Origin of the sequence: Streptomyces sp. NPDC048604 (genome assembly GCF_043199435.1) — a bacterium.
GTDB lineage: Bacteria > Actinomycetota > Actinomycetes > Streptomycetales > Streptomycetaceae > Streptomyces.
This window is the reverse complement of the sequence record NZ_JBICVX010000033.1, coordinates 1-13077: the sequence shown is the minus strand read 5'-3', so window position 1 is coordinate 13077 and position 13077 is coordinate 1. Positions and strand designations below refer to the sequence as shown.

At 69.9% G+C, this 13077-nt stretch carries 14 protein-coding genes and 2 pseudogenes; 10 read left to right on the top strand and 6 right to left on the bottom strand.

Annotation, left to right across the window (positions count from 1 at the left end; translation table 11 throughout):
• From ACGFMM_RS35565 to traB, 5 genes and pseudogenes are all read left to right on the top strand, one after another.
• Positions 1-684: pseudogene (locus ACGFMM_RS35565) on the top strand (DUF2637 domain-containing protein); the annotation flags it as partial.
• Complete coding sequence (locus ACGFMM_RS35560; RefSeq protein ID WP_393650632.1) at positions 681-1004, top strand: hypothetical protein; 324 nt, start codon at positions 681-683, stop codon at positions 1002-1004. The pseudogene ACGFMM_RS35565 and the gene ACGFMM_RS35560, both read left to right, overlap by 4 nt.
• A gap of 96 nt (positions 1005-1100) precedes the next feature.
• Entirely contained in the window at positions 1101-1484 is a 384-nt protein-coding gene (locus tag ACGFMM_RS35555) for a DUF6251 family protein (RefSeq protein ID WP_393650631.1), read from the top strand.
• Positions 1485-1573: 89 nt separating this feature from the next.
• Positions 1574-2143: a plasmid transfer protein TraA gene (gene traA / locus ACGFMM_RS35550; protein WP_393650630.1), complete on the top strand. Its 570-nt coding sequence runs from the start codon at positions 1574-1576 to the stop codon at positions 2141-2143.
• 107 nt (positions 2144-2250) lie between these two features.
• Positions 2251-4290, top strand: a complete 2040-nt coding sequence (traB, locus tag ACGFMM_RS35545; RefSeq protein ID WP_393650629.1) for a plasmid transfer protein TraB — start codon at positions 2251-2253, stop codon at positions 4288-4290.
• Positions 4291-4471: 181 nt separating this feature from the next.
• Here the strand turns inward: traB and ACGFMM_RS35540 are convergent, their stop codons facing one another.
• Positions 4472-4642 carry a hypothetical protein gene (locus ACGFMM_RS35540; protein ID WP_393650628.1) on the bottom strand — a complete coding sequence of 57 codons (171 nt, stop codon included), beginning with the start codon at positions 4640-4642 and terminating at the stop codon, positions 4472-4474.
• Positions 4643-4770: 128 nt separating this feature from the next.
• On the bottom strand, positions 4771-5394 hold the full coding sequence (locus ACGFMM_RS35535) for an AAA family ATPase (protein ID WP_393650627.1): 624 nt from the start codon (positions 5392-5394) through the stop codon (positions 4771-4773).
• A 533-nt stretch (positions 5395-5927) separates the two neighbouring features.
• Here ACGFMM_RS35535 and ACGFMM_RS35530 point away from each other — a divergent pair.
• The 3 genes from ACGFMM_RS35530 to ACGFMM_RS35520 are packed head-to-tail and all read left to right on the top strand — an operon-like array spanning position 5928 to position 7243.
• Positions 5928-6119 carry a hypothetical protein gene (locus ACGFMM_RS35530; RefSeq protein ID WP_393650626.1) on the top strand — a complete coding sequence of 64 codons (192 nt, stop codon included), beginning with the start codon at positions 5928-5930 and terminating at the stop codon, positions 6117-6119.
• A complete protein-coding gene (locus ACGFMM_RS35525; protein WP_393650625.1) occupies positions 6116-6943 on the top strand; it encodes a recombinase family protein in 828 nt (275 codons plus the stop codon). The genes ACGFMM_RS35530 and ACGFMM_RS35525 overlap by 4 nt, the downstream gene beginning before the upstream one ends.
• Before the next feature lie 39 nt (positions 6944-6982).
• Positions 6983-7243, top strand: coding sequence for a hypothetical protein (locus tag ACGFMM_RS35520; RefSeq protein WP_393650624.1), 261 nt, complete (start codon positions 6983-6985; stop codon positions 7241-7243).
• Positions 7244-8138: 895 nt separating this feature from the next.
• Here the strand turns inward: ACGFMM_RS35520 and ACGFMM_RS35515 are convergent.
• The 4 genes from ACGFMM_RS35515 to ACGFMM_RS35500 all read right to left on the bottom strand — a co-directional run bounded on the left by ACGFMM_RS35515 (position 8139) and on the right by ACGFMM_RS35500 (position 12255).
• On the bottom strand, positions 8139-9785 hold the full coding sequence (locus ACGFMM_RS35515; RefSeq protein ID WP_393650623.1) for a phage/plasmid primase, P4 family: 1647 nt from the start codon (positions 9783-9785) through the stop codon (positions 8139-8141).
• Positions 9782-10768, bottom strand: a complete 987-nt coding sequence (locus ACGFMM_RS35510) for a bifunctional DNA primase/polymerase (protein WP_393650622.1) — start codon at positions 10766-10768, stop codon at positions 9782-9784. The genes ACGFMM_RS35515 and ACGFMM_RS35510 overlap by 4 nt, the downstream gene beginning before the upstream one ends.
• Before the next feature lie 305 nt (positions 10769-11073).
• Positions 11074-11265: a helix-turn-helix domain-containing protein gene (locus ACGFMM_RS35505; RefSeq protein ID WP_393650621.1), complete on the bottom strand. Its 192-nt coding sequence runs from the start codon at positions 11263-11265 to the stop codon at positions 11074-11076.
• A 249-nt stretch (positions 11266-11514) separates the two neighbouring features.
• Positions 11515-12255: a GntR family transcriptional regulator gene (locus tag ACGFMM_RS35500; protein ID WP_393650620.1), complete on the bottom strand. Its 741-nt coding sequence runs from the start codon at positions 12253-12255 to the stop codon at positions 11515-11517.
• Positions 12256-12473: 218 nt separating this feature from the next.
• Here ACGFMM_RS35500 and ACGFMM_RS35495 point away from each other — a divergent pair, with 218 nt between their 5' ends.
• The gene (locus ACGFMM_RS35495; protein ID WP_393650619.1) at positions 12474-12596 is read left to right on the top strand and encodes a hypothetical protein; all 123 of its coding nucleotides are present in this window, start codon (positions 12474-12476) and stop codon (positions 12594-12596) included.
• Positions 12597-12607: 11 nt separating this feature from the next.
• Positions 12608-13077, top strand: a pseudogene (locus tag ACGFMM_RS35490) (DUF2637 domain-containing protein); the annotation flags it as partial.

The window sequence follows — 13077 nt, the reverse complement described above, 5'->3', positions numbered from 1 at the left end:
CTCGCGTACCGGCGGAAGATCGCGTCTGCGCTCGAGCGCATCGCCCGTGAACAGGCAGTGGCAGTCGAGCGTTCACGGGTGGCTGAGCAGGCGCGCCGTGAACAGGAGAAGGCTGAGCGGCTCGAGGCCGAGGAGCGTTCACGGCGGGAGCAGGAGCGGGACCGTGAACACGCCGAGCAGCTCGAGCGTGAACGCCTCGAGCGGGAGGCGCAGGAGCGCCGGGAGCAGCGGGAGCACGCGCTCGCCCTCGAGCAGCAGCGTGCCGAGCGGGAGGCTCAGCAGCGCCGGGAGGAGCGCGAGGAGCGCGAGCGCGTGCGCCTCGAGGAGCAGCGCCGCGCCAACCGTGAACAGGCTCAGCGACTCGAGCTGGAGCAGCAGGCGCGTGCCGAGCGTGAGCGTGTGGCCGCGGCTCGAGCGGCCCGCCGTGAACACGCTTCTGCCGCGCCGATGAACACCGGGACCAACGGCGTGAACACGGCCGCCCGGACCGTGAACGCGGAGCAGCAGCCCACCCCCGCGGCGCCCCCGGTGAAGCTCGATGAGCAGGCCGCCCGTGAACACATCGCGGCCGCCGTGAACGCCGATGCCGGGGTGACCGTGCGGGCGCTCGCCGATGAGACCGGCTGGTCTATCGGCTGGGTCTCCACTCGCCGGCAGGAGCTGCAGAGGGGGACGGAGCGATGACCGTCATCCCACTCGGGACCCCTGCTGTGTGGGCCTCCGTCATGGAAGCAGCCGAGCACCGCTGCCAGTGCACCGGAGCGTGCGGCGCGCGGCACGGGGCCACGGGCCTCCAGTGCGGCCGGACCACCGAGCACTACCGGCTCCTTGCCGCTCCCGCCGATCTGCTGCTGACCACCGCGGCGGCCGCGACCGTGCCCGCTGAGCAGCTGCTCGCGTGGTGCTCGAGCTGCCACCGCAAGGCGACCGCCAGGCAGCGGGCCGACGCCCGGGAGCGGGCACAGCACGAGAGCGCTGAGTCTCCCGCCCTGTTCGACCTCTGATCAGCGCCACCGCCCCGGCAGCCAGCCGCGAGGGCGCCGGATCGAATCCGGCCCGGGGCACTCCCACCACTCCCACCACTTGAGATCGGAGACACCGTGGACCAGCTCCCCGCCCTTCCGCAGGTCGTGCAGCTCTCTGACGGCACCTACGTCTACACCTCGCCCACCGGCAGCAACTTGCCCGCCGTACAGCAGCACGTCGGGCAGCCGATCGTCCAGCACATCCACCACGCGCCGCCGGACCGCACCGTGCAGCGCATCGCGCTCGGCTCCGGAGTGGGCGCCGGAGCCGTGGCGGCCGGCGTGTACTTCGGTCCGCTGCTGGTCGGTGTACTGACCGCCATGGCTGCGAACCTCGCGCTCCTGGCACTGCTCGCCGCGGTCTGCGCGTGGGGCGTGGTGACCGTCGTGCGCTCCATCGGGGGCCCGGACGGCAAGTCCGCAGCGAAGACCCTCACCCGCGCCCGCCGCCGCGGCTGACGACCCCCTGTCGTCCCCGGCTCGCCCGGGGGCGGCAGAGGCCCGGACAGCCCCGGCCCGCTACGCCCGACCACGCAGAGGAGCAGCACGTGAGCAACGGATTCTTCACCCCGAAGGACGGCAGCCCGAACAGCTCGAGCACCAACGGCGGCACGGCCGGCCGCACCCGGCACACCCACAAGGAGAAGACCTACAACGTGAACTTCGGCAGCAACGGCGGCGGCGCGGGGGGTGGGCAGCCCGGCGGTAGCCGGATCGGTCAGCAGCAGGGCAGCCAGCAGCAGGGCAACGGCCACCGCGGCGGCACCGCATACTCGCCGCTCGCGGACCCGGAGTTCTTCACCAACGCGGACGTGCGCAACTACTGCGAAGCGGCCAGGGCCGCGTTCATTCAGCTCTCGTTCGACATCGCCATGGCCGCGGAAGTCCTGAACGGGACGCTCCAGGAAGTGCCGGACCCGGAGGGCCGACCCTTCGGCTCAAAGATGCGGGCCCGCCGCGTCACCCGGCGCCTGACGAAGGTGGCCGACGACGCAAAGGACGCGGCCAAGAACGCGGCCGCCACCTACGCCGCGTTCCAGCGCGAGTTCTCCCCGGAGATGCAGAACAACCCGCGCGCCCGGCGGGCGCCGCGCAGGTCGTTCGACTTCAACGGCTGAGCAGCACGTCGGCCCCGGACCGCGGCGTGAGGCTGCCGGATCGAATCCGGCCCGGGGCACTCCGCACGACCATCCAGCACCACCGACCCGGAGGGGAGTGGGCAGCCATGGCCCGCAGCAAGAAGACCAGCACCGGCACCGACGCGAACGCGGAGCAGCGGCACGAGGAGCAGCTCCAGGGGTCGGCCGGCCGCGGTGACCTGACCGGCTACCTGATGCACCGCGCCAAGCCCTACTTGCCTCCGTGGGTGATGGCGGGAGCGGTCGGCATCGTCTCCCCGCTCGCGCACTGGAAGTGGGACGGCTCCGCGGCCGCCGGCGTCGGGCTGACTCTCGCCTCAGTCGCCCTGACCGGGGCGACGTGGTGGGCGGGCCGCTCGACCACGTCGCAGCGCCGCCTCCACTCCGCCATCACTGTGGCGGCCGGCTCCGCGTGGCTGACGTCCGCTGCTCTGGCCGGGCCGACCGCCGGCCCGCTGCTCGACCTCTACCTCATGGGCGCGCCCACGGTCGCCCTGTCGTGGAACGTGCGGCAGGTCATGCGCCGGAACCCCGACGCAGTCGCGGCCGCCGAAGGTGCCGACAAGGGGCTGCTCGAGAAAGTCGGTCTGGCCCGCACCCTGCTCAAGAGCGCGACCGTGGAGCCGAACAGGGTCACCGTGCCGTACCAGCTGCCGGCCGGGGAGCTCACCAACGACGACGTGTCCAAGTCGCTGCCGCGCATCGCCTCCGCGCTCGATGTACCGCCCAACGCGGTACGGGCGAACGCCGACCCGGAGTCCGCGGCCCGGGGAGAGCTGGTCATCGTCCCCGTGGACGCGCTCAAGGGCAGTAACGAGTGGCCCGGCCCATCCGCCCCCGGCGGATCGATCGCGGAGCCGCTCAACGTCGGCGTGTACGAGCACGGGGAGCCGCTGCTCATGTGGATGAGCGGCGACCCGGAGGTGTCCCGGAACGCGATGCACCTGCTCATCATGGGGATGACCGGCAGCGGCAAGAGCGTGTCCGCGCTCGATGCGCTCGCGGAGATCCTCACCCGCTCCGACGTCATCGTGTGGGGCTCCGACCCGGTGAAGGTGACGCAGACGTTCGGCCCGCTCATCCCCGCGATGGACTGGGCGGCGCTCGACATGCCGTCGACGGAGGCCATGGTCTCCGCGCTCTCCGCCGTGATCCCTGCGCGGACCGCGTGGCTCGCCCACTACGGCTACAGCCAGTGGGTGCCGGCGGCCGCGGAGGTGCAGGCGGACGGCTCCCCCGGGATGCCGTACCTCGTGGCGTGGTTCGAGGAAGCGGCCAAGCTGCTCCGGGAAGGGCTCGACCTGACCGGCATCGCGCAGGAAGCGCGGTCGGCCGGCGTCTCCCTGGTGGTCTCGATGCAGCGTGCCTCCGGCTACCAGATGCCGACCGACACCCGCGCGTCGCTCGGCTCGAGTTGGTGCCACGGCGTTCGGGACTCCGGGGATGCCGGATTCGCCCTGCCGGATGCCGCGCTGGACGCGGGCGCCGCGCCGGAGTCGTGGAAGGACAAGCGACCCGGCTACAGCTACCTGGCCGCGAACGGCATCCCGGAGAACGAGTGGGCCACCCCCGCCCGGTCGTACAACATCGGGCCCGACGCGCTCGAGTGGGTCGCCCGGGAGTTCGCCGCGACCCGCGCCCGGATCGACGAGACGACCGCGGCCGCGGCCGCCAAGGCGGCCGGGAGCCTGTTCACCAACCGCGCGCAGCTGCTCGGCACGACGGCCGGCGCGCCCGTACTCCCGGCCGCCGGGGGTGGGAAGGATCAGGGCATGACCCTCGAGCAGCGCGACATGGACGACGACTTCGACGCCGACGACTTCGACCCGGAGGAGGAGCTCCCCGCCCCGGCCGTGACCCTGCAGCTCGCCGAGCAGCCCCCGGCGGACCGCATCGACGTCTCCCCCGCGGAGGCACGGGAGGTGATGGAGCGGCTGCTCGACATGTTCGAGGAAGAGGCACGCGAGACGGTCGGCCCGGTCGACTTCATGGCCTACTGCGACCAGCACGGCCGCTCCCGCGGGTGGGTCTCCGGGCAGGTCTCCCGCATGGTCTCGGCGGGCCGTCTCGCGGAGACGGACACGGCCGGCCGGTACCGCATCGTTCCGCAGCTGGTCGGGGTCTGACGGCCCTGACAGCTCTGACGCCCTGACATCACGTTTCCCTAGGTAGCGGGTGGGTGTCACCCCTGTCAGACGCCCGGCCTGACGCTCCTGACGCCCTTCCCTGACACCGACAGAAGCGCCCCTCACCAACCCGGGTGAGGGGCGCTACTGCGTGCAGTAGGTACTGCGGTACTGCGTGCCGTCACCGGAGTTCGCGGAGGTCCTCGAGGACGCGCGCCGCCAAGTCGTCGTCATCCGTGAGCCGACGCACCAACACTCGCATCACGTCCGCGAGCGGCACGTCCGTCACCTCGAGCTCCTCCGCTGCGTCGCCCAGCCACCGCTTGAGCCTCCGGTGAAGTTCCGGCGCCATGTCGACCGTGGTCCGCACCGGCTTGGTTCGCACGGTCGCCGGGCGCCGCGGGGCTGGCGCATCGTCCTGACGCCCGGCAGCTGCTCGCATCATCCGGGCTTCCCGCTGCGCGGCCGTCTCCCGGGCGCTCACCGGCTGCTCGCGTCTCGAGCGAGCAGCTCCGTCGCCAGTTCGTCGTAGGCCGATCCGGGTGCGTGGACCGGCCCGCCGAAGCTCTGTGCGTACAGCTCGAGCCGCGGCACGGTGGTGGACAGCACGTCGTGACCCTGCGCTCCGAGCACCCTCCGCGCCATCGGCCCGGACGACGCCCCGGAGACCACGCGGTTCAGGAGCACGCTCGAGCGCGCTCCGTCCGGGCGCACCGCCTCCAAGTCGTCGACCTCGCCCCTGATCGGCGCCATACGGTCGAGCTCGACGCCGGCCGGGGCGACCGGCAGCACGAGCTCCCGGGCCCAGCGCATCGCGGACCGCGCGATGCCGGCGTGGTCCTCGATCTGGGGGACATCGACGATGGCAACATCCATTCCGCCGGCCACGTCCGGGATGCGGCGGTGCAGATCCTTCACCGGCAGGCCCGCCACGCGGAACGGGAAGCCGTCCGAGAGATCGGACCAGCGGAGGGCGGAGGCTGCCGGGTCGGCGTCGACCAGCAGTACGCGGAGCCCCCTGGCGTGGAATGCGTGGGCCAGCCAGACAGCGGACGTCGTCTTGCCTGTCCCTGGCTTGAGATTGACGAGAGAGATGCTCAGCACGGCCGCGACGATACCGAGCGGAGCTCAGTGCAGTGGCGGCGGCACTCCGCCATGCAGTAACTACTGCACGCAGTACAGGCGCGCCGACCGCTGAGACACTCATCCGGTGACACAGCACCGCCGCACGCTCGGCACTGGCCCCCAGACCCCGAGCAGCCCGCCAGCGCCCCCCAGTCGCCCCGGGACGGCCGCGGGGCGGGCAGCGGACCGTAATCCCCTCCCCGCCCCTCAGGGGCGCGCACAGCCGCCGGAGCGCCGACCGTTGGGGCAGGGGCCGGACCGGAAGGACAAAGGGGGTTCCCCTCTCGGGGAACCCTGACGGACGTACCCGGCCGACCCACCCGGCGGGCGGCGGAGGGTGACGGTCGGTCACCCTGTCCCCGCCTCTGCGTCCGTTGTGTTCCCTCGTGTCATCCCGTGGCGCGCCTGTACGCACCGAATCGCTCTCACCATTGCTGTTACATCTATGCCCATAGATGTGTACAGTCGGGGGTGTTGGGGAGCACCGTGCTCGCCTGGCAAGGGGGTTGGTCGTGCGGCAGACACCGGAGACAGCCAAGGAACGGGAGCAGGCACTCGCGATCGCGGAGCAGGTGGCCAATCTGCTCGGGCAACTGGACGCGCTGCAGCCCGGCAGCGTGCGAGCAGGCGCCGGCCGAATCAGCGGCCCGGGGCTGGAGATCCGGGACAGCGGCGGGCAGTGGATCGTGAGGGCGGACCGATGACGACACCCCGCACACCCGCCCTCCGTCTCGTACTCGTCCGCCGCGTCTCCACTGCCGGGCAAGCCGTCGACGGCTACGGGCTGGACGCGCAGGAAGCCGACTGCCGGCGCTGGGCCAAGGGACAGACCGCACCCCGCGTCCGCATCGTGCACATGGTCACGGACGGGGACGGCAAGGGCGGAAAGTCCGGGACCAGCCTGCTCGATGAACGTCCCGGACTGATGGAGGCAGTCGAGTGGATCGCGGACGGCCGCGCAGACGGCATCCTGGCGCCGAACCTCGACAGGCTCGCCCGTGAGCTCACCGTGCAGGAGGCCGTCCTGTCCTACGTGTGGGCACTCACTGGCCGCGTCTTCACCGCCGACCACGGCGAGCACCTCGAGGACGACGCATCCGACCCGATGCGCACCGCCATGCGACAGATGCGCGGAGTCTTCCACCAGCTCGACCGCGGACTCATCGTCAAGCGGCTCACAGAGGGCCGCACCGCCAAGGGCGCCAAGGGTGGCTACGCCTACGGCGCTCCGCAGTACGGGCAGCAGGCCATCGACAACGAACTGACCGCAGACGAACAGGAGCAGCAGACGCTCGAGCAGATGCACGCCTGGCAGGCAGAGGGCGTGTCCATCCGGGGGATCTGCGAGCGTCTCAACACGGCCGGCATCCCATCTAAGCGCGGCGGCCTCTGGCACCCGACCACCGTTGCCCGACTGCTCTCCCCCGACGCACGGGAAGCCGCCCGGCAGCAGTCCGCGCAGGCCCGCGCCGAACGCAAGGAACAGCAGCGCCGTGACCGCGCCGCTCGCCTGCTCGCCCAGCGCTGACGGACCAACGCCCGACCACCAACCGCCCAAGGGGGAGACATGAAACGCCGCCGCTACACCGCAGAAGAGATCAACGCCACCGAACTCCGGCCCCTTGGTGACGGAGCCTGGGAGGCCGTCCTCGTAGGCGAAGCCATCGGCCGCGTGCAGCACCGGTACTCCGGCGGAGGCCGGCGCCAAGGCTGGGAGGCGACGACTCCGAACCTGACCCGCGTGCCACACCGCGGTGAAGGGACCTACGCCAGGACCCGGCAAGCGGCACTGATCGACCTGATGATGTCTCTCGGCCTCAGCAGCTGACCAACCACCGCCCCTCACAACGCAGGCCCGTAGCTGCTCCCCAGCTACGGGCCTTGTCGCTTGTCGCTTGTCTTGTCGCTTGTCTTGTCGCTTGTCGCCTCCCTGCTCAGAGCACCCCCGGGGGGAGTAGGTCCGTTCTTTGAGCAGCACCCGAGCGACCCCAAAGCACTTGTCGCCCGGTTTTTTGCGCGGCGGATTTGCAAGCTGGCCGGCCCGACCACTGCCGAGTTTCTGGACTTTCTGGACCCCCTACCCGCGCGCACGCGTAAGGACTGCCGCGAGCGCTCGATCCGGTTCCACCCACCCCTCGCGCGCACATGAGCGGTGAACGTGCCGCCCCATAGACGTGCCGCTTCTGCCACATCACGAAAGTCGTGTCGCAGGTGGGCCGGCACACCTGAGCGCCGCTCTGCGCCGAATCCCGGGGGCAAGGCAACTGTTGGGCAAGGGTTGTGCAATCTGAGGGGGGTCACACCCCCGCCGGCCCCGGCCCGGACCGCCGGGAAGGTCTCCGCCCGGTGCGGCAGGTTCAGAACTTTGCGCGGGGGAGCTGCCGGTCTCCGCCCGCGGCTCCAGGCGACAGACATTGAGGAGCGGCTACGCCGCACGACCCTCGAGCGGCACCCGCCAGACAACCTTGGGTCCCGTGCCGCCCGGCGGGGGGTGGGTGGCTGCTCTGGGGCTCACCACCCCCCGGCGGAGGCCCGCGGACGGCCGGCGTCGGATGCCGTGTTCCGGGTTCCGTTCCGGCTGTTCCGGGTTCTTCTGCTTACCCCTCTATGCGTAGGGCGGAGCTGCCAAGCTGAGAAAGCTGGAACAGCCGGAACGGGACCTGGAACAGGAATGAAGAAACCCCCTACCGGCGGACTGCCGATAGGGGGTCTGAACTGCGGTTTCAGTCTTCAGGAACGGTTTCTACGGCGAACCGGACCCCGATCCAGCTCCGGTAGGACGTTCCAACTGGAGCAGCGTCCCATCGGGCAGCAACGCTCTCCGGCCGAGACAGTCCATCCCGGGCCCGGATTTTCTTCCGGTGGACCCCATGAGCAGCCGTTCGGTCGTGCCCCTCGAACCGGGCTCCGAAGGTCTTGTCCGACCACTTGGGGTGGTCCTTGGCGGTCAGCCACGCGTTGAAGTCGGAGAGCAGGTCTGAGGACAGGACGTGGGAGTTGGCGGCTGGCTCGAGCCGGTCCATCCAGTAGGCCAAGATCAGGTCAGAGTCTGCGCGCCACTTCAGACTGTCGGAAACGACGACTTCAGGGTGGGGCGGCATGACCCGCTTGGCCTCATACCAGCGGCGCGCGCCTTCAACGAGCCACGCGAGCACTGCCTCTCCCTGCTCCTTCCCGTCCATGAGGCGCTGCCGCAGGCCGGGGTCACCCACTCGCTCATGGGGGCCGGAAGGCTGCTGCCCCGGCTTCAGGAACTTGTAGGGGAATGTCACGAGCACCAGCCGGCGCCACGTCCCGTGGTCCGTCTCGGAGACCACCGGCAGGTAGTTGGTAGAGATCAGAATGCTGTGGGTCGACGACCACTCAACGGTGTCCTGCTTCATGTACCGGGCTTTCATGGTCGGCGTGCCGACCACGTCCTTGAGTCGCTTCACGTTCAGGCGCCGGTCCTCCGGCAGCTCCTCAGCAACGGCGAGTCGTGCCCCCCGGAGGTCCATCAGTTCTGTCGGGTGGGAGCCGGGATCTGCCAGCAGCACCCGGTCAGACATGAGAGTGCCGTACCCGCCCCCGATGCATCGCCGGATGGTCTCCAGGAACGTCGACTTGGCGTTCTCCCCAGACCCCTTCAGAACGAGCAGCACGTCATCGGGAGTCATGTGCCCCGTGACGCTCTGCCCGGTCCGCACCTGCATCCAGTCGGCCACCTCCGAGGGGAGCGCCGTGAGTGCCTTGTCCCAATCGGGATGGGTGGCGCCCTTCCTGTAGGCGGCGGCCGTGATGTGGGTCAGGTACAGCCAGCGGTCGTGCGGGTGGAGTTCACCACTCTTCAGGTCGACCACCCCAGAGGGGGTGTTCAGCAAGTCCGGGTGAGCGTCGAACATGTCGTCGCGAACCTGCAGGATGCCCTTTGCCAGTTCGACCAGCGCGACCAGCCGGCCCTTGCTGAGGAGCCCCATCAGCTCCTGCCGCTTCCGCCAGTCCGTATCCGGCGCGCGCAGCTTCTTGGAGACCGCATCGACCATGTACAGACGCACGGTCTCCGTGACGGTCTGCTGGTTACTCCGCTCCCAGCGCTTGCCGTCCCAGCGCATCCACCCCAGACCGGCAGACCAGCAGTAGGACTCCGAGAGGACCCGCTCGCAGACGCGCTCAGCGAGGATCGCGTCTGTCGTCTCAGCCCCTCCGGCGGCCGAAGATTCGGGGGTCGGACGCTGCTTCGCCACCGATGCTTCTGCCTGCTCTGTCTTCCACTGCTCGAACGCAGAGATCTCATCCGCTGAGGCGCCCTCGAGAGCCTGCCGCGCCTTCTCCTGCCGGGCCTTGTCGCGCTGGAACGCGCTGAACGCCAGTACGTCAGTCTCTGCGGTCACGCTGCACCCGCCCCGCTGCCGTCGCGCACGCCGCGCTCCCACCCGGATCGGATCGTCCGGAGCGATTCCCGTTCGTTCTGCCCTGAAGCGAGCGCCGCGGAGAGCAGCTGCTCCCGCACGGTCGACTCGTCCAGCACGGCCGGCGCGGTCTCGTGCAGCTCACCCAGCCACCGGGCGGCGGAGAACAGACTGCGATTCCGCTCGCCCTCGCCCGCGCTTGCGACCTTCTCGACCGCGCTTGTCAGACCGGCGGCCGCGGCCCGCTCCGCTCGGGTGCCGGACGGCAGGGCGTGGACGGGAGCAGGTCGACGGGCCGGAGCCGGGACTACGGCAGGCCGGAGCCGCTCGAGCAGCCACCCCGGCAGCGGCTGCGGAAGCAGGCCCGCCGGAGAGGCGCGCCGGTATGGAATCTCCTGAGCTGCGGAGTAAGACCCGGCCGCGATGACCAGCCCGCCCACCCCGCGCACGTCGATGAGCGGCCCGAGATGCGGAGCAGTCGGCCCGGCCCCGGTCGCGCAGCCGATGAGCGGCCCGTCCGCGGGCTGCTGGAAGTACAGATGGATGCCGCCGGAGGGGGTGAGCACCATGTACGTGTCGGGCCACTCGCCGCCGGCCGCGGCCGCCAGTCGCTCGAGGACATCGGCCCCGGACGAGACGTCCGCATACTCGTCAGGGAGGACCGTGCCCGGCTTCTTCATGTCGAGGTCCACCACGAGCAGGCCGCGCCCATCGGCGCCCCGCCCCGTGAGCAGCCCCACGTGGGCCCGCTTGAATCGTCCGGACCACCACGCGGAGACCTGTTCCGGGTCGGAGAACGGGGCCAGCTGCTCCGGGGCCGCGTCGCGTCCGAATCCCGCGACCATGGGGCCCTTGTCGGTTCGGCTGCAGGGGATGACCGGGTAGCCGCGACGCACCCACGTCAGAGCGACGGCACGCTGCTGCTCCGTCACACTCCCGGACTGCCGCATGGACGCGCCGTCCACGGATGCCCCCTCGCGGGGGGTGGTCAGCTTCCTATCAAGGGAGGGGCTGACCTGCGGTTCTTTATGCACTTGCGCCCCCATTGGGGTAGGGGGCGGCACCGGGAGGGGTGGACAGTCAGTCTGAAACCCAAGTCACCATCATTGGCGAAGCTGTCCTACTCTGGCGTTCAGTGCCCTGCTAAGCACAGTGCTCGCCAGAGTCCTTCCCTCTCCCGGGTTGCCGCCCGGTGGGTATGGTCTCCGGTATGCGCCCCGAGGGGTCCGACGTTCCTAGGCGTCGGGCCCCTCACGCATGTCTGCGGCCGTTAGGCCGCGGCCGGAGGGTTCTCGCTGTTGAGTTCTGAGCGGTGAATCCGGATGATCCTGCCGGTCTGGCCGATCCTCCGGATCCGGAGCTCTCCACTGGTCGCCCAGCGATTGACTGTCCGTGCCGACACCCGGAAGTGTTCGGCGACTTCGCGGACCGTCAGCCACTCAGCTTCGGACTGTGCGTCCACTGCGGCCTCCTGACCCTCTGCAACCCAGCTCCCCAGAATCGCCGTACGGCGTTCTGCGGCTCTTGCGTCTCAGGAGACGATACCTGCCATGGTCGACACCCGCTGGGGCCCTCTTCCCCCCCTTCACGGGCTTTCTTGGAGGGGAGTTGGAGATGCTCGGGCGTTCCAATCGTGGAATGGCCCGTCAAATCTCGGAAGATCCCGGAGAGTCTCAGTGAGTCTGGGTGAGTTTGGGTGAGTCTCGCCCCATCACTGAGAAGAGACCTGCCACAGTCCGGGCGCGTAAACGTCCTCCCAGACTTCAATCGGGCCGTTCTCGTCGTGAAAGGTCGTATGCAGGACGAGAACGGGAACGGCGGCAGTGGCGGGCGCCTCCACCTCGAGTGCTGCCAGTTCGTCAGCGGAGGCCAGGCGAGCGCTCCGTCGTTCCGGCCCGCGGGTGACTTCCCGTCCGGTCCGCTCCGTGTAGGTCTTTTGCCAGAACGGCTTGAGCTGCCCCGACTGAGAGAGCTCGGGCACGTCTGCAAGCGCGCGGCTGTGGATGCAGGACAAGGCAACGACGGTGGGCCGGCCGTCCTGCCGGAACACCCGGCGCCGGATCACGATTTCGTCGTACAGCTCGACATCGAGTTGCTCGGCAATGTCGGGGTCGGCGCAGCTGCGAATCATCGCCACGTGGTCCGTGCTGGTTTCGCCGGCCGCGTAGGTCTTCCCGGTGCGCTCGAGTCGTTCGAGCCGTGCCGCTCCCGTTGACGCGACGCGGGACCGGGTGGCGACGACGGTCCCGAGGCTTCCCCGTCCCGTGGCGAGCCCCTCCGTCTTCAGCACGGCCAGTGCCCGGCTGACTGTCTTCGCGGAGACGTCGAACTGCTCGCGGATCTCCTGCACGGACGGCAGCGCGTCTCCGGGGTTGAGCTGCCCGTCCTGAATCAGCGTGCGGAAGTGGCGCGCCACGTCGGCGTACCCCGCGCCGCTTGCCTTGTATGCCACGGCTTGACCCCTTTCGAGAGTGAAGAGCTCTCCCCCCAAGGTACATGATGAACCACCGAAGGTACATTACTTGCCCGTCGAGGGTTATCGATGTACCTTCAATGGTGCCGCAAGGTTCATCATGTACCTTGCAGCGCCCAACATCGTCATGTCATGGCACGGCCCCGGTGGCTAGACCGGGGCCGCTGTCGGACCGGACCCCCGGGAGGGACCGAGCCATGGGCGACATTACCGAGCAGGCCATGACCTGCATGACTGACGCGGAGCGGGAGGAGCTGTCCCGCAAGGTCGCGGAAACGAACCGGCGCAGCGAGCAGGGCCGCGGGGGTGGGCAGTCATGACGCTCGCCACCATGTCGCCCGAGCAGCTCGAGGGTGCCGACAAGACCCTGCGCCGCGGTACGTGGACCATCACGGCCGGCGCCGTTCTCTTCTCCGTTTTGACCGTCACGCCGCTTGTCGAGCGGGTGACTCCGGCTGGGTGGCAGTGGACCGCACCGATCCTGCCGGTCGTGGTGGACACCGCCGTCGTCATCGTCGTGCGACTGGACTCCACGGTCTCCCGCCTGGGAGGCAGCACCGGCGGTTGGCCGGCATTGCTCCGGTGGATGACGGGTCTGATGACCCTGCTGCTGAACGTCGGGGACTCCGCACTCACGGGCGACATGGTCGGCGTTGCCGTTCACGCGGTCGCCCCGCTGCTGCTCATCGTCACGGCGGAGGCTGGTCTCGCGTACCGGCGGAAGATCGCGTCTGCGCTCGAGCGCATCGCCCGTGAACAGGCAGTGGCAGTCGAGCGTTCACGGGTGGCTGAGCAGGCGCG